The sequence below is a fragment of the Sedimenticola sp. genome, from assembly GCF_050289425.1.
Lineage (GTDB): Bacteria > Pseudomonadota > Gammaproteobacteria > Chromatiales > Chromatiaceae > Sedimenticola.
In genome coordinates this window covers 87,106-102,719 of the sequence record NZ_JBNKFS010000007.1, presented here as the reverse complement: position 1 = coordinate 102,719, position 15,614 = coordinate 87,106, and the positions used below count along the sequence as shown (strand labels likewise).

Annotated in this window: 15 protein-coding genes and 1 other RNA gene; 7 read left to right on the top strand and 9 right to left on the bottom strand. The window is 55.5% G+C overall.

Features of this window, described 5'->3' with window-relative positions; all coding sequences use genetic code 11:
• Window positions 1–97: 97 nt before the first annotated feature.
• From dnaK to hrcA, 3 genes are all read right to left on the bottom strand, one after another.
• Window positions 98–2,035, bottom strand: coding sequence for a molecular chaperone DnaK (dnaK, locus tag ACQY5R_RS06840; RefSeq protein WP_428606163.1), 1,938 nt, complete (start codon window positions 2,033–2,035; stop codon window positions 98–100).
• A 93-nt stretch (window positions 2,036–2,128) separates the two neighbouring features.
• Complete coding sequence (gene grpE, locus ACQY5R_RS06835) at window positions 2,129–2,734, bottom strand: nucleotide exchange factor GrpE (protein ID WP_428606160.1); 606 nt, start codon at window positions 2,732–2,734, stop codon at window positions 2,129–2,131.
• 136 nt (window positions 2,735–2,870) lie between these two features.
• A complete protein-coding gene (hrcA, locus tag ACQY5R_RS06830; RefSeq protein WP_428606157.1) occupies window positions 2,871–3,935 on the bottom strand; it encodes a heat-inducible transcriptional repressor HrcA in 1,065 nt (354 codons plus the stop codon).
• Window positions 3,936–4,163: 228 nt separating this feature from the next.
• On the opposite strand from hrcA, the gene ACQY5R_RS06825 reads away from it, so the two are divergent.
• Together ACQY5R_RS06825 and recN are read left to right on the top strand one after the other, a co-directional pair.
• A complete protein-coding gene (locus ACQY5R_RS06825) occupies window positions 4,164–5,045 on the top strand; it encodes an NAD(+) kinase (protein ID WP_428606155.1) in 882 nt (293 codons plus the stop codon).
• Between the two features lie 6 nt (window positions 5,046–5,051).
• On the top strand, window positions 5,052–6,737 hold the full coding sequence (gene recN, locus ACQY5R_RS06820) for a DNA repair protein RecN (RefSeq protein ID WP_428606152.1): 1,686 nt from the start codon (window positions 5,052–5,054) through the stop codon (window positions 6,735–6,737).
• A gap of 11 nt (window positions 6,738–6,748) precedes the next feature.
• Here the strand turns inward: recN and fur are convergent, their stop codons facing one another.
• Entirely contained in the window at window positions 6,749–7,177 is a 429-nt protein-coding gene (gene fur, locus ACQY5R_RS06815; RefSeq protein ID WP_428606149.1) for a ferric iron uptake transcriptional regulator, read from the bottom strand.
• A gap of 93 nt (window positions 7,178–7,270) precedes the next feature.
• Between fur and ACQY5R_RS06810 the strand changes: the two genes are divergently transcribed.
• Window positions 7,271–7,765, top strand: a complete 495-nt coding sequence (locus ACQY5R_RS06810; RefSeq protein WP_428606146.1) for an outer membrane protein assembly factor BamE — start codon at window positions 7,271–7,273, stop codon at window positions 7,763–7,765.
• Window positions 7,766–7,812: 47 nt separating this feature from the next.
• Here ACQY5R_RS06810 and ACQY5R_RS06805 read toward each other — a convergent pair whose 3' ends face one another.
• Genes ACQY5R_RS06805 through ACQY5R_RS06795 form a run of 3 tightly spaced genes read right to left on the bottom strand, consistent with a single transcriptional unit; the run spans window position 7,813 to window position 9,928 of the window.
• Window positions 7,813–8,139, bottom strand: a complete 327-nt coding sequence (locus ACQY5R_RS06805) for an RnfH family protein (RefSeq protein WP_428606144.1) — start codon at window positions 8,137–8,139, stop codon at window positions 7,813–7,815.
• A complete protein-coding gene (locus tag ACQY5R_RS06800) occupies window positions 8,117–8,554 on the bottom strand; it encodes a type II toxin-antitoxin system RatA family toxin (RefSeq protein ID WP_428606142.1) in 438 nt (145 codons plus the stop codon). Before ACQY5R_RS06800 ends, ACQY5R_RS06805 begins: the two co-directional genes overlap by 23 nt.
• Window positions 8,555–9,928, bottom strand: coding sequence for a sodium-dependent transporter (locus ACQY5R_RS06795; protein ID WP_428606140.1), 1,374 nt, complete (start codon window positions 9,926–9,928; stop codon window positions 8,555–8,557).
• Window positions 9,929–10,128: 200 nt separating this feature from the next.
• On the opposite strand from ACQY5R_RS06795, the gene smpB reads away from it, so the two are divergent.
• Together smpB and ssrA are read left to right on the top strand one after the other, a co-directional pair.
• A complete protein-coding gene (gene smpB / locus ACQY5R_RS06790; RefSeq protein ID WP_428606137.1) occupies window positions 10,129–10,611 on the top strand; it encodes an SsrA-binding protein SmpB in 483 nt (160 codons plus the stop codon).
• Window positions 10,612–10,713: 102 nt separating this feature from the next.
• Window positions 10,714–11,090, top strand: a transfer-messenger RNA (tmRNA) gene (gene ssrA / locus ACQY5R_RS06785).
• Between the two features lie 114 nt (window positions 11,091–11,204).
• Here the strand turns inward: ssrA and ACQY5R_RS06780 are convergent.
• On the bottom strand, window positions 11,205–11,576 hold the full coding sequence (locus ACQY5R_RS06780; protein ID WP_428606135.1) for a hypothetical protein: 372 nt from the start codon (window positions 11,574–11,576) through the stop codon (window positions 11,205–11,207).
• Between the two features lie 430 nt (window positions 11,577–12,006).
• Between ACQY5R_RS06780 and ACQY5R_RS06775 the strand changes: the two genes are divergently transcribed.
• Window positions 12,007–13,485, top strand: coding sequence for a SulP family inorganic anion transporter (locus ACQY5R_RS06775; protein WP_428606132.1), 1,479 nt, complete (start codon window positions 12,007–12,009; stop codon window positions 13,483–13,485).
• Between the two features lie 15 nt (window positions 13,486–13,500).
• Window positions 13,501–14,343, top strand: coding sequence for a universal stress protein (locus ACQY5R_RS06770; protein ID WP_428606130.1), 843 nt, complete (start codon window positions 13,501–13,503; stop codon window positions 14,341–14,343).
• Window positions 14,344–14,360: 17 nt separating this feature from the next.
• Here the strand turns inward: ACQY5R_RS06770 and ACQY5R_RS06765 are convergent, their stop codons facing one another.
• Window positions 14,361–15,605, bottom strand: a complete 1,245-nt coding sequence (locus tag ACQY5R_RS06765; RefSeq protein WP_428606127.1) for a MinD/ParA family protein — start codon at window positions 15,603–15,605, stop codon at window positions 14,361–14,363.
• Between the last annotated feature and the right edge of the window lie 9 nt (window positions 15,606–15,614).

Sequence of the window (15,614 nt, the reverse complement as noted above, 5' to 3'; positions counted from 1 at the left end):
CCAAAGCGCGAGGGCATGCAGGGACCTTCCAGTCCCTCCATGCCAACGCGCCTCAGCTATCAATTATCAGACGGAGAATCCGTCACGCTCTATTCGGTTATTTGTCCTCTTTGACCTCTTCAAACTCAGCGTCAACGACATCGTCGTCCTTGCCGGCCGACTGGGCACCCGCCTCCGCAGACCCGGATGCCGCGGCGGCGGCCTCATCACCCCCCTTCTGGGCGTAGAGCCGCTCCGCCATCTTGGCTGAAGCCTCGGTCAGGGTCTTGGTCTTAGCTTCGATGGCCTCCTTGTCATCGCCCTTGATCGCCTCTTCCAGATCCTTGATTGCGGCTTCGATGGAATCTTTTTCACCGGCCTCAAGCTTATCTTCGCCCAGTTCTTCCATCGATTTCTTGATGGCGTGAATCATGTTATCGGCCTGGTTACGTGCCTGGACCAGTTCATTGAATTTGCGATCTTCCTCGGCGTGCGCCTCGGCATCCTTGATCATGCGATCGACTTCATCATCGCTCAGACCGGAAGAGGCCTTGATGATGATGGACTGCTCCTTGCCGGTCGCCTTGTCCTTGGCGGATACGTTGAGGATACCGTTGGCGTCGATATCGAAGCTCACTTCGATCTGTGGCATGCCCCGGGGTGCCGGTGGAATATCAGTCAGATCGAAACGCCCCAAAGATTTATTGGCGCTAGCCTGCTCCCGCTCGCCCTGCAACACATGTACGGTAACGGCTGTCTGGTTGTCGTCGGCTGTCGAGAATACCTGACTGGCGTTGGTCGGGATAGTGGTGTTCTTCTCGATCAGCTTGGTCATCACGCCACCCATGGTCTCGATACCCAGCGACAGCGGGGTGACGTCGAGCAACAGCACGTCCTTGACCTCGCCGCCGAGCACGCCGCCCTGAATGGCTGCGCCGATAGCAACAGCCTCATCCGGATTCACATCCCGACGCGGTGTTTTACCGAAAAACTCTTCTACCGTCGCCTGTACCTTGGGCATACGGGTCTGGCCGCCGACCAGGATCACTTCATCGATCTCAGAGGCACTCAACCCGGCATCATTCAACGCGGTACGACAGGGTGCGATCGTGCGACTGACCAGATCATCCACCAACGCTTCCAGCTTGGAACGGGTCAGTTTGATGTTCAAGTGCTTCGGTCCGCTGGCATCGGCAGTGATGTAGGGCAGATTGATATCGGTCTGCTGACCGCTGGAGAGTTCGATCTTGGCCTTTTCAGCACCCTCTTTCAGGCGCTGCAGCGCCAGTGGGTCGTTACGCAGATCGAAACCCTGCTCTTTCTTAAAGGTTTCCACCAGATAATCGATGATACGCAGGTCGAAATCTTCACCGCCCAGGAAGGTATCACCGTTAGTAGAGAGCACCTCAAACTGGTGCTCGCCATCGATTTCGGCAATTTCGATGATGGAGATATCGAAGGTACCGCCACCCAGGTCGAATACGGCCAGTTTTTGATCGCCACGTTTCTTGTCCATACCGTAGGCCAGTGCGGCGGCGGTCGGCTCGTTGATGATTCGTTTGACATCAAGGCCGGCAATACGACCGGCATCCTTGGTCGCTTGGCGTTGTGAATCGTTGAAATAGGCCGGCACGGTCACCACCGCCTCGGTCACCTCTTCGCCCAGGTAATCCTCGGCGGTCTTCTTCATCTTTTGCAGAATTTTGGCCGAGATTTCCGGAGCGGCCATCTTCTTGCCGTTTGCCTCAACCCAGGCGTCTCCGTTATCGGCCTTGACGATCTTGTAAGGAACCATCTCAATATCGCGCTGGACCACATCGTCCTCAAAGCGACGACCGATCAAACGCTTGATCGCAAACAGGGTGTTCTGGGGATTGGTCACCGCCTGTCTTTTTGCGGACTGGCCGACCAGCACCTCGCCTTCACTGTTGAAGGCCACGATGGAGGGGGTTGTGCGATCGCCTTCACTGTTCTCGATAACACGGGCGCCGTCGCCATCCATCACTGCCACGCAGGAGTTGGTTGTGCCCAGATCGATTCCGATGATCTTTCCCATTGTTTGATCTCTCCGGTTAACTGTCTGTTAAGTTAAAAAATGTTTGTTTTCTGGATGTTATTCCAGATGGGGATAACCCCTCAATTTTCAAGGTCAGGCCTGTTCATCCACCTGGCCGGGTTCGGCCTGAGAGACCATCACCATAGCCGGGCGCACCAGACGGCCGTTCAGGGTGTAGCCCTTCTGCACCACTACCACTACGGTATTTGGCGGCACATCGCTACGCGGTTGCATGCTCATCGCCTGATGCAATTCCGGGTCGAAAGGTTGACCCTCGGGGTTGATCTGGACCACATTGAATTTCTCCATCACATCGGAGAGCAGTTTCAGGGTAAGGGTCGTACCTTCACGCAGATGGTCAATCGTCGCATTCTCATCACTGGTGGCGGCCAACCCCATCTCCATGCTGTCGCGTACCGGCAGCAGCTCATTGACGAAGCGCTCCAGGGCATATTTGTGCGCATTTTCCAGCTCACGCTCCTGCCTTTTGCGCAGGTTATCCATCTGCGCCTGGGTACGCACCAGTTGATCCCAGTGCTCATCCGCCTTGGCACGGGCATCTTCCAGCAGCAAGGTCAACTCTTCAGGGGTCTGCGTCTCGGCTGCAGACGGCTCCTGGCTCGCCTCCACCTCAGCACCGCTCTCGGCAGTCTCATCAATCACCACCTGATCGCCGACCTGTTCCTGATCTTTGCTCATCCTGTTTCCTCTAACCTGTTGAAGTCTTCTAATAAACACAAACAGCTCGCCAAGATCGACGACCTGATTGAAAGGGGATCCTGATAATCCCCACAACTTGGGGATGGTTAAGTCTGTTTCAAGCCAATACGGCCAATTATTTCTCTTTTCTGCTCTGCATGGCGGTACTCAGCAGCTTGGCCGTGATATCTACAATAGGTATCACCCGGTCATAGGCCATGCGGGTCGGTCCCACCACACCCAGAACACCGGCCACCTTGCTATCCACCTGATAGGGCGCAGTAACCAGGCTGCATTGGTCCAGCGGTTTGTATCCCGACTCTTCTCCGATAAACAACTGCACACCCTCTGCCAACATGGAACCATCGAGCAGATGCAGAATTTCATTCTTCTCTGTAAAGGAATCAAACAGCTCACGCAGTTTGTTCATCTGGGAAAAGTCGTTGAAGTCCATCAGATTGGTTTGGCCGGCCATCACGTAGTCATCACCACCGATCTCCGGATCAATCACCTGCTCGGCCATCTCCAGGGCCTGTGCCATGATCTGATTCATATCTTTTCGAGCCTGCTCCATCTCCCGCACTAGACGCTGGTGCATATCTTCAATAGAGAGCCCCGAGTAATGCTGATTCAGCATATTGGCAAACTGGACTAACTGGGACGCCGTATAGGTCTTGCGGACCTCGATTACCCGGTTATGTACCTCACCCTCGGTTGTGACCAGGATGGTCAACAGCCGTTTACTGGAGAGCGGTAGAAATTCAATCTGCCTGAAAGTCAGCTGTTTACGCCGGGGAATCATCACCAAGCCGGCCATATGGGTGAGACGTGAGAGCAGTTTCGAGGCGGATTCGACCAAAATCTTGGGATCTGTGGATGAATAGAGCCCGGTCTCGAGCTGCTTTATTTTCCCCGCCTCCAGCGGCTTCAGTGTGACCAGGGTATCGACAAACATGCGGTACCCGGAGGCGGTCGGAATCCTGCCGGCCGAAGTATGGGGAGAGGAGACCAGACCCAGATCCTCAAGATCCGCCATGACATTGCGGATGGTGGCGGGACTCAGATCCAACCCGGAGTCGCGGGATAGGGTACGGGAACCTACCGGCTCGCCATCCTGGATATAACGTTCGATCAAGACTTTCAGCAAATGCTGGGCACGTTCGTTTACCGACAGCTCATTTGACACCTTTTTAATTGTCACATCCAACCTCTGTTATACCCACGCAACAAATTCCAAGATGCAGCCGATAACCATTTGTTAGCACTCCTATACCATGAGTGCTAAGCCTGGATTATCATTTTCAGGTCTGGCAGTGTCAAGGAAGGATCTGTCCCGGAGAAAGCATACGCAACCTGTTGGCTGGTTACTGACGCCATGATAAGTTTGATGTCTCACACCACTTGTCAGGATAAAAAGACGAAAACGCCCATGCCACAGACATTTCAAACGGTCGGACTGATCGGAAAACACGGGGATGTCTCGCCACGCGAGACCATACTCGAACTGGGGCGTTTTCTGCTGGAGCGGGGCCACCGGGTACTTCTGGAAGAGAGTACCGCCAACCGTACACCGAATCACAAGATGATTGCCGCTTCACTGGATGACCTGGGAGCCGAATCCGACCTGGCGATCGTCGTGGGTGGCGACGGCACACTACTGCATACCGCACGTAGCCTGGCCGATTACGACGTACCGCTGTTGGGTATCAACCTTGGACGCCTCGGCTTCCTGGCCGACATCTCCCCCCATGAGATGCTAACTACACTGGAACAGATCTTTTCCGGGGAATACCGGGAAGAGTCACGTTTCCTGCTCAATGCCGAGATCGATGGCGTACACCATACCGCCTTCAATGACGTGGTCGTGCACAAGTGGAATATCGCCCGCATGATCGAGTTCGAGACCTACATCGATGGCAGTTTCGTCAATGTCCAACGCTCGGACGGCATCATCGTTTCCACACCCACCGGCTCTACCGCCTACGCCCTATCGGGTGGCGGCCCGCTACTGCACACTGACCTCAATGCCACCCTGCTGGTACCGATCTGTCCGCACACCCTGAGTAACCGCCCGATTGTGGTGGACGGCGACAGCGAGATCGAAATCGTGGTCTGCGATCCGGCTGAAAATACCCATCTGCGCGTTACCTGCGACGGGCAAACCAGCCTGCCGTTGCAGGGAGACCGGGTCACCATACGCAAACACGACCACCCGGTGCGGCTTATTCACCCGGTAAACCACGATCACTTCTACATCTTGAGAACCAAACTCGGCTGGAGTGAGCACAATACCCTTGCAAAGGATAAGTAGTCCTCAATGCTGCAGCAGATAAATATCAAAGATTTGGCTATTGTCAGCACCCTGGAGATCGAACTGCGTCCCGGTATGACTGTCCTGACCGGAGAAACCGGTGCCGGCAAATCGATCCTGGTGGATGCATTGGGACTGGTGTTGGGCGACCGCGCCGATACCGGAATGATCCGCAATGAGTGTGAGCGGGCGGAGATCACCGCCATGTTTGACACCCAAGCGTTGCCCCACGTCAACCAATGGCTACAGGAAAACGCACTGGATACCGACGGCCAATGCATAATCCGTCGGGTACTGATGCGCAACGGCAACTCCCGTGCCTTCATCAATGGCTCCCCCGCCCCGCTTAAATCCTTGCAGGAGTTGGGCGAACAGCTGGTGGACATCCATGGCCAACACGCCCATCAATCCCTGCTGCGACGTCACCATCAGCGACAACTGCTGGATGAGTTCGCCGGCAACGGCGTGCTTTGCCGGGAAACGGCAGAACGGTTCCAGGCATGGCGGGAGGCTGAGCAGCAGTTGGCAACGCTGCAGACCAGCGCTGAAGAGCGGCATGCCCGAATCGATCTACTGCGCTACCAGATCAACGAACTCACCACCCTGAATCTGGCTGAAGGCGAGTGGGAGGCACTGCTCCAAGAGCAGGGTCTGTTAAGCAATGCTGACAATATCATTGAGCGCTGCAATACCACCCTCGGCTTCCTGGACGACGAAGAGGATGCCGCCCTCTCCCGTATCAATCGGGCTCACCAGACACTGCTTGACCTGGCCGAGATCGACTCGGGATTAAAGAACGCCTGTGAACTGCTGGATAGCGCCGCTATTCAGATCAGCGAAGCACTCTCTTCACTTCGGCACTATGCCGACAATTTGGAGCTCGATCCGGCCCGCCTGGCACATCTGGACCAAAGGATGCAGGAGATCCACGATCTGGCGCGAAAATATCGCTGCCAACCAGAAGAGATCACGCCACTGCTGGCACAGCTGCAACAGGAACTGGACCAGTTGGACAGTGCCGACAGCCACTTGGCGGAACTGCAGCAGCAGGTGGAAAATCTCTGGGCCGCTTACCTGAGCGGCGCCCTCGATCTGAGCCAATCACGCCGACTAGCCGCACAGCGGTTGGGGAAGCAGGTCTCACAGGGCATGCATACGCTCGGTATGCCAAATGGAGTGCTGGAAGTGAATGTGAGCCAAGCGGATACAGCCGGAGATGACAAACAGAACGCCTCCGCTCACGGCCTGGATCAGATAGAATTTCTCGTCAGCACCAACCCCGGGCACCCCCCAAAACCGCTTATCAAGGTGGCGTCCGGGGGGGAGTTGTCACGCATCAGTCTGGCAATCCAGGTAGCCACCGCCAGTTGTACCCAGGTGCCCACCCTGATCTTCGACGAAGTGGACGTGGGAATCGGCGGCGGGACCGCGGAAATTGTCGGCCGTTTGCTACGCCAGATCAGCGCCACCCAGCAGATACTCTGCGTCACCCACCTGCCTCAAGTAGCGTCACAGGGCCACCACCACTTGCGGGTTGAAAAAGGATCCGACGGAGAGGAGACCCACACCACCCTTGGCAGGTTGGAGGGGACCTCCCGGGTCAATGAAATCGCCCGCATGCTGGGTGGAGTAGAAATTACGGCACACACCCTGAACCACGCAAAAGAGATGGTGGAGCGAACGCAGGGATAACCTGAAATCAGCTACTTACTCTTCTTGCAATCGCAGTTTTTGTCCAGACATTTACCGTAGATCACCAGCTCATGCTCGCTGATCTGAAAGCCCAGTTCATCCGCGATCATTTGCTGGCGCTTTTCGATCGTCTCATCGACAAACTCCTTTACCCTGCCACAGGTCACACAGACGATGTGGTCATGGTGTTTGCCTTTGCTTAGCTCAAAAACCGAATAACCATCTTCAAAATGGTGCTTTTCTACCAATCCGGCCGCCTCAAACTGGGTGAGTACCCGATAGACGGTTGCCAACCCGATATCTTCATCAGCGGCCAGCAGCATCTTGTAGACATCTTCGGCGCTCACATGCCGTTCAGGGCTCTTCTCCAGCAGTTCAAGAATCTTCACCCGGGGCGCCGTCACCTTAAGACCCGCCTTTCTTATATCCTGATCTTCCAAAACAAGTTACCTCAGGTGTTTTCAAGCCGTGATTCAGGTATCATTCCGGCCATCTTCGAACTAGACAGTTCCATTACTAACCGGAAAGAGTGAATGCAAAAGCTTCTCATCTATTGGGTGTGCGGTGCAAGTCTACTGGCCAGCGGCTGCTCCACCGTCAAGGACGTGAGTGACGCTATCCCTAATGCGCTGAATCGCCTGCCACTGGTCCACCGCCCCGACGTTCAACAGGGCAACGTGGTCAATCAGGAAGCGATCAATAAACTCAAGCCGGGCATGTCGAAGAGCCAAGTCAGCTACCTGTTGGGAACACCGATGCTGGTGGACGTATTTCACCAGGACAGGTGGGATTATCTCTACAGGATGAAACCGGGTAACAAGGAGGCCAGCCAGGAACGGGTTGCCCTCTATTTCTCCGATGATCGACTGATCAGAATTGAAGGCGACTACCGCCCTCAGCCGACCGCCGAGATACCCGAAACCAAAGCCGAAGATGAGACCATTATCTCGGTACCGGACTATACCGGCGACCGCAAAGGCATTTTCACCCGCGCCTTGGAATCGGTGGGCATCAAATCGGACGAATAATCAGCACGGCAGTGGTTTGCGGGTTGCGCCGCACCGGCCCATCGGGCTTAGCTCTCGCCGCCGCCCTTCTTCAACTGCTTGCCTTCGGCGGCCCGTTTCTTACGGGCCTCTTTGGGATCAGCAATGAGTGGGCGGTAGATCTCCACCCTATCCCCCGGGTGCAACGGCGCATCGCCCTTGGCCGCCTTGCCAAATACACCGTATTTGGCACTGGCCGGATCAATCTCGGGAAACCGCTCCGCTATCCGAGAGCGCTCGACCACCTGTTGAACAGTCATCCCCGGCTCCGCGGTGACGGTCAAGATCACCTGCTCTTCCGGTTTCGCATAAGCGACTTCTATATCAAAGTGTTCACTTGGCACGGGATACCTCATCTGCCCTTTTGCAGAATGCATCGACTAATGTGTTGGCAATCTGACTAAAAACCGCGCCAAATGCCGAATTGATAAGCTTTCCTGAAAATTCGAAATCCAGCTCCAGTTCCACTTTACAAGCATCCTCCCGTAACGCGGTAAACCGCCATTCGCCATGCAGGCGCTTGAACGGACCCTGTTGCAGACTGATCACGATCCGCTCATAAGGAAACAGCCGGTTACAGGTAGAAAATGTCTGACTGATGCCGATTCGCGACACTTCAAGCTGGCCGCATAACTCATCCTCATCGCGGGAAAGCAATTTGGTGGATTTACACCAGGGCAAAAATTGAGGGTAAGACTCCACATCATTGATCAGCTCAAACATCTCGGCAGCCGAATGGGCTACCAGAGCACTCTTCTGGACGACTGGCAACTATAAAACTCCTATCACCTGCAAGAAAACCAACACCATGGCCGCAGGCACAACATAACGAATAACAAAATACCAAAGCTTGAATCCGACACCGGGCAGACCGCCGAGTTCATCCTCCACGGATTCCCGGACCATCACCCAACCGACAAACAATGCCATGAATAACCCACCCAGGGGCAATATGATACTCGAAGTGAGGATATCCAGCACATCAAACAGGCCATGCCGCTTGGGTACACCGATAAAGTTGAAACTGAATGACCAGTTACTGAACGAGAGGATAGTCACCACGCCCAGCAGCCAAGCGACTATACCGGTCCAGATCGAGGCACGGATCCGCTCAATCTCACGATTCTCTACCAGCCACGCCACCAGCGGCTCAATCAACGCTATCGCCGAAGTCCAGGCGGCAAACACCAACAATAAGAAGAAAAGACTCCCGAAGAATACTCCCCCCGGCATCTGTCCAAATGCGATCGGCAGAGTCTGGAACACCAAGCCCGGGCCATCACCTGCCGCCAGGTTATTGGCAAATACGACAGGAAAGACGGCCAATCCCGCCAGCAAAGCCACCAGCGTATCCAACACGGCCACCACTATCGACGCCTTGGCGATGGAGACACCGTTGGGCAGATAGGAGCCGTATGCCACCATAGCCCCCATACCCAGGCTCAAGGTAAAGAAGGCGTGTCCCATCGCCGTCCACACCGCCGCGGGGGTCAGCTTGCTGAAATCGCTGTGAAACAGATAGTCGACAGCCTGATCAAGATCCCCGTAGCGAGCAGCATGGACAACCAAAACCAGCAACAGAAAGAAAAGCATCGGGACCAGAATCTTTACCACTTTCTCCAGGCCGTTTCTGATCCCACGCGAAACGACCTTGATGGTCATCACCATAAAAATGGTATGCCATGCCAACAACCGCTCGGGGTCTGTCACCAACTGCGTAAAGATGCTGCTCGCCCCTTCAGCCGTTACCCGCACGAACACACCGGTCACCATACGCATCAGATACGCCAGGATCCAGCCGGCAATCACACTGTAGTAAGAAAGGATGACCAAACCGGCCAACATGCCGGCCCATCCCAGCAGGCGCCATTGGGTACTGGCTCCGGCCTCGATTGCCAATGTCTGCAGGCTGTTGACCGGGCTCTGCCGACCACGTCGACCGATAAGCACTTCTGCCATCATGATCGGGATTGTTATCAACCCGATACAGAGCAGGTATACCAGGACAAACGCTCCACCGCCGTTTTCGCCGGTCAGATAGGGGAATTTCCAAATATTTCCCAGCCCCACAGCCGCGCCGGTCGCCGCCAGAATAAACATTAGACGCGATGACCACTGACCATGTATGGAAATACGCTTGGACAAGGAGTGAATCCTCCGCACGTTCGTTGACTGACCGACTGCCTGCTCACACCCTGTCCCGGGACAAGGAGTCGGCATTTTCTGCGAATTCCCCGATCAGCACAAGTTCACCCCGTTCCAGCCGGATCCCCAAGTACGGTGGAAGCACCCTTGCGTAACTTCGGGCTAGCCTACGCCCCACCCTGTCACATACAATTCGCCGCATGGCGAAAAAATCGAAAAAACAGTCGGGTCAGGGGAGTGCCACTATTGCCCTGAACAAGAAGGCACGACACGAGTACTTCATTGAAGAGCGCTACGAAGCCGGCGTCTCACTACAAGGGTGGGAAGTCAAAAGTCTGCGTGAGGGCCGGGTACAACTCACCGACAGCTATGTATTTATCAGAAATGGCGAAGCGTCGCTGATCGGCACCAACATCACCCCGCTGCTCAGCGCTTCAACCCATATCAAGCCGGAGCCGATGCGTTCCCGCAAACTGCTGCTGCACCGGCAAGAGCTGGACAAACTGATCGGTATGGTAGAGCGCAAGGGTTACACCCTGGTACCCATCGCCCTGTACTGGAAGAAGGGCAAGGTCAAACTGGAAGTAGGCCTGGCCAAGGGCAAACAACTGCACGACAAGCGGGAAACCGAAAAGAACCGGGACTGGGATCGGGATAAACAGCGCATCCTCAAAGCCCACTAAGGTAACGTGCAGACTGGCGCTCCATTGAAATCCCCCGCTTCACCCCAATATCACAGGACAAGGAACCAACAGAGCCTGTATACTGTCTGTTGGGTTTACCCAGGGGGCGACATGGCTTCGACGTGGGTGATGAAACCTGAGGTGCATGCCGAGGATACAGACAGCCTCGTAAATAAGTCTGTAACACTATAGTTGCCAACGACGACAACTACGCTCTCGCCGCTTAATAACCGGTAGAAGCCGTCTGACTGGAGCCGTGCTTGTGCGTCCAGAGTCCTTCGGGACATTTCAGGCGTCATAGCTCACAAGATCGCGATAATGTACGTCCGGGACGGCATCGCTAAAACTTAACCGGAATCGCCGTCTACACGCCCTGTTTGCCGGGCAGTGGCCGGTTAAACATAATCGGCAAAACTAAGCATGTAGAGCCAAAGGCGGAGTGCTTGCGGACGCGGGTTCGATTCCCGCCGCCTCCACCAAACCAAAAGGGTCGCCAAACGGCGACCCTTTTCTACTTTCAAAGTAGCCGCCACGAGACTCCGCCCGACCACACTCTAAGTGAAGACCAGGCAATTATACGGCACCCGCCTTCCCTATATGTCGGTACGACAGAAAGAAGGTTCACCCGGCTTGATCATCAACGGCGCCGTAAGTGGCGCCCCATTGGTCTGACAGACATTGACATCCACGCGAAAACCACCGGGATGTACCACACCGCCCGGTTGCATACTTTTGCAGGTAAAACCGGTGGCGCAATCGGGCCAGCTACCTGCGCCCGGATTGTAATGCTCAATCGGAGAGTTGCAACAGCACCCGGCGCCACTGCAATTGGGAATCGTTGCCGTGGTGGTGGGCCGCGTATGAAAACAGCCGCTCAAGGCGATCATCATCAAGGCTCCTGCGCCCCACTGCAATCCGCGTCTACCGCTAAATCCACTCTCCGTGCGATCACTTTCTGCAAGCATCTTCCTTCCTCCTTTTAGTCGACATCCTGCTTATTTTGGCCGGTACGCACTTCGTCACTACCAGCCGCTGGTTCTGTTGACGGAAAAGACAGGTTATCGATAACTATAGCGCTTATTGACAGACAGGTTCATTCCATACGCGTATCCCCGCATGCACCTCCCCCGGAACTGTGGTAGCATCGCGCCCCTTCAGTTACCCAGAGCCATCTGCAGGATCACAAATCAGTTCGCGAATACGGGACCATTCCGTCAACCTCGCCCTTCGTCGTAGGGTACGTTGCCCCCCACCAGTTGATTTTAAAACCCGCTGATACGCCCACTTAATGGCGACATAGCGTCGTCTTAAGCGCTTTGATTTGCGCCATGGATTAGACATAAGCAACAGGTGCCGCTCACCGAATTCAGTTATTCGCAGTTTTGGAAGTTCTTTATGGTTGTATCGCTTAGAAACAGTTGGTTCAGTAACATTCGTGGCGACCTGCTGGCCGGCCTGGTGGTGGCCCTGGCCCTGATCCCGGAAGCCATCGCTTTCTCTATCATCGCGGGTGTCGACCCCAAAGTTGGGCTGTATGCCTCCTTCTGTATCGCCGTGGTGATCGCTTTTGTCGGTGGCCGACCCGGCATGATCTCCGCCGCCACAGGCGCCATGGCCCTACTGATGGTGACACTGGTCAGAGAACACGGTTTAGAATACCTGCTGGCTGCCACCCTGTTGACTGGAATGCTACAGATCGGCGCCGGCTATCTACGGTTGGGCTCGTTGATGCGTTTTGTCTCGCGTTCGGTGGTGACCGGCTTTGTCAACGCCCTGGCGATCCTTATCTTCATGGCCCAACTGCCGGAGTTGACCGATGTCTCCTGGCACGTCTACGCCATGACGGCCGGAGGACTCATCATCATCTACCTATTCCCCTATCTCACACGCGCCATCCCTTCACCGCTGGTCACGATCGTTTTGTTGACGGCCGTCGCCATCGGGCTGGACTTGGACATCCGCACCGTGGGCGACATGGGCGAATTGCCCGATACCCTGCCGGTCTTTTTGTGGCCGACTGTCCCCCTCAATCTCGAGACCCTGGGTATCATCTTCCCCTACTCCCTCTCCCTGGCCGTGGTTGGCCTGTTGGAATCACTGATGACCGCTACCATCATCGATGACCTGACCGATACCGGTAGCGACAAGAACCGGGAGTGCAAAGGTCAAGGAGTGGCCAATATTGCCGCGGGGTTGCTTGGTGGAATGGCCGGTTGTGCCATGATCGGCCAGTCGGTGATCAACGTAAAATCGGGTGGCCGTTCAAGGCTCTCAACCTTGACCGCTGGAGCGGTCCTGCTGCTGTTGGTGATATTCCTGGGCGACTGGGTGGCACGCATTCCGATGGCGGCACTGGTGGCAGTCATGATCATGGTCTCGATCGGTACCTTCAGTTGGGAATCACTGCGCAATCTGAAGAAACATCCGCTGAGCACCAATATCGTCATGACCTGCACCGTATTGGTGGTGGTGATCACCCACAACTTGGCCTATGGCGTATTCGTCGGAGTTTTGTTGGCAGCCCTGTTCTTTGCCAACAAAGTCGCCCGATTCAAGCATGTGCGGACTGACCTAAGCCAAGACGGGACACAACGTACCTATCGGGTGGTCGGCCAGGTATTCTTCGCCTCAGCCGAAAAGTTCGTGGAATTTTTCGACTTCAAGGAAGTGGTGGATAAAGTGGTTATCGATCTGTATCAGGCACACTTCTGGGATATCACAGCGGTAGCGGCACTGGACAAAGTGGTACTTAAGTTCCGTCGAGAGGGAACAGCCGTGGAACTAATCGGGCTCAATGAGGCGAGCGCCACGGTGGTGGACCGTTTCGCCGTGCATGACCACGCGGCCGCCGTCGAAAAACTGTTGAGCCACTGAGTAAGGAGCAGAACCATGACCCAAGTGATCGCCTGTATCGATGGCACAGATGTCTCCCCGGCGGTTTGTGATTATGCCGCCTGGGCCAGTCTGCGCCTCACTGCGCCACTAGAATTTCTCCACGTTCTGGACAAGTCGGAGTATCCGACGGAAAGCAATCTGAGTGGCAATATCGGCCTGGGCAGTCGGGAATCTCTGTTGGACGAGCTGGCCGCTCTGGATGAGCAACGCGGAAAACTGGCCCTGGAGCAGGGAAAACTGATGCTGGATGCGGCCAGACAACGCGCTATCTCTCAAGGTATCGAAAATCCCGGTAGCAGACAGCGCCACGGTAACCTGGTGGAGACGCTCACCGAGATGGAGAGAGATATTCGCTTACTGGTACTGGGTAAACACGGATCCCATTTGAGTCAACACATCGGCAGCCGCCTGGAGAACGTAGTACGCACGCTGCATCGCCCAATCCTTATTACCACTGCCCGGTTCAAAACCCCGGAACGGTTCATGCTCGCTTTCGATGGCAGCGCCACTACCCGAAAAGGCGTGGAGATGATTGCCAGCAGTCCGCTGCTGCGCGACCTTCCCGGTCACCTGGTCATGGTCGCCACCGACTCCGCCGCGAACCGCGAGCAACTCAGCGGGTCACAGGCAACCCTCAAGCAGGCGGGTTTCGATATAACGACCGCCCTCGTCGAGGGAGACGTTGAATCGGTACTCTGCGACTACCGTTCCCGTCATGCCATTGACCTTTTAATCATGGGTGCCTACGGCCATTCGGTGATCCGCCGTTTTCTGGTGGGTAGCACCACTACCAGCTTGATCCGCAACGCTTCGGTGCCGATCCTGCTGCTCCGGTAGCAGAGAAGGCTGTCGCCCTACCCACTCTCAATCCGGGCCAGGAGGTCAGCGAACTGAACAGCAGCATAATAGGGGCTCTCAGCCAGCGGCCCTTCAAAATGCTGCCGTGAAGGCTTGACTGGCTCTATCCGGGCAGGCGATGGCGTCACCTTAGATTCACCGACAGCGGCGGCCACCGAAAGGGCTGGTTCGGTCTCGGGCAGCAGGTCCTTCTCGTCCGCCTGGTGAGTCACCGTCCATTCGGACACAGCGCGACGAATAAATGCGCTGGCCTCATCTTTATCCAGGTCCCGTAACCGGTCCAGTACCTGCTGCTGCCAATCTACATTCTGTGCTGTCGAGTCGACACTTGCCTCTTCCACTCCTTCCGGTGACAGCTCGATACCGAAGGGTTGGTTCATCTCCCGTAGATAGTCACTGAAGCTCTCGGCATCGCTTCGTTGGTTCTGCAGCAAGCGGATCAACCGTTCCGAAATCACCCGAATGCAACGACTAGCCAGGCACTCCGGTTTCGTCAGCATCACCGGCTGCTGCTTCCTCACCGAGGCCGGCACATGCTGATCCTGCAGCACATATCCGAGATACCCGACCTGTAGTTGCAGATACTGTTCCACGGCCTGCTTAAAGCGTTTGAAGGCGGAACGCGCGGCGTGCAGATCGGAGGCCATGTTGACCACGACATAGACCAGGCCACTCAAGCCATACCGCCTGGCCACCTTCAGGAATGAAAAAGCATCTGTTAGTGAAGTGGGTTCCGGCGTAATGACCAACACCGGACACGCCGCAGCCAGGAAGAAACTCAGCTGACCGGAACCGACTCCAGCCGCGGAATCCACCAGGATTACGTCGCTTTGCCTTTCGATATCCCGCAATCCATCAAGCAGGCGGGTCTGTTGGCTGGGCTCCAGTTCAAGAAAATCGGCCATTCCACTGGCGGCGGGGACGATCTGCAGCCGTTCAGACACCGGCAACAGAATCTCGTTCAGACGCTTTTCCCCTCTGACACATTCGTGCAGGGTATATTGTGGGGTTATACCAAACAGGATGTTGATATTGGCCAGATTGGTATCCGCGTCAAACAGGCAGACCTGTTGATTCATCTGGCCTAGCGCGACGCCTAGATTGGCGGAGAGGGTGCTTTTTCCGACCCCACCTTTACCGCTCGCAATGACAACCATTCTGTTAATCGCGTCACAGTTTCGGCGTTTTTTCCCCTCTGTTTCGCCAAAGGTGTCGTCGATGGTTGCTTTTGTCGTTCTCATTTGTCCAAA

What these genes read in the sequence shown, in the direction of transcription:
- dnaK (WP_428606163.1), bottom strand. Translation starts at nt 2,035, where the DNA reads ATGGGAAAGATCATCGGAATCGATCTGGGCACAACCAACTCCTGCGTG.
- grpE (WP_428606160.1), bottom strand. Translation starts at nt 2,734, where the DNA reads ATGAGCAAAGATCAGGAACAGGTCGGCGATCAGGTGGTGATTGATGAG.
- ACQY5R_RS06825 (WP_428606155.1), top strand. Translation starts at nt 4,164, where the DNA reads ATGCCACAGACATTTCAAACGGTCGGACTGATCGGAAAACACGGGGAT.
- recN (WP_428606152.1), top strand. Translation starts at nt 5,052, where the DNA reads ATGCTGCAGCAGATAAATATCAAAGATTTGGCTATTGTCAGCACCCTG.
- ACQY5R_RS06810 (WP_428606146.1), top strand. Translation starts at nt 7,271, where the DNA reads ATGCAAAAGCTTCTCATCTATTGGGTGTGCGGTGCAAGTCTACTGGCC.
- ACQY5R_RS06805 (WP_428606144.1), bottom strand. Translation starts at nt 8,139, where the DNA reads ATGAGGTATCCCGTGCCAAGTGAACACTTTGATATAGAAGTCGCTTAT.
- smpB (WP_428606137.1), top strand. Translation starts at nt 10,129, where the DNA reads ATGGCGAAAAAATCGAAAAAACAGTCGGGTCAGGGGAGTGCCACTATT.
- ACQY5R_RS06780 (WP_428606135.1), bottom strand. Translation starts at nt 11,576, where the DNA reads ATGCTTGCAGAAAGTGATCGCACGGAGAGTGGATTTAGCGGTAGACGC.
- ACQY5R_RS06775 (WP_428606132.1), top strand. Translation starts at nt 12,007, where the DNA reads ATGGTTGTATCGCTTAGAAACAGTTGGTTCAGTAACATTCGTGGCGAC.
- ACQY5R_RS06770 (WP_428606130.1), top strand. Translation starts at nt 13,501, where the DNA reads ATGACCCAAGTGATCGCCTGTATCGATGGCACAGATGTCTCCCCGGCG.
- ACQY5R_RS06765 (WP_428606127.1), bottom strand. Translation starts at nt 15,605, where the DNA reads ATGAGAACGACAAAAGCAACCATCGACGACACCTTTGGCGAAACAGAG.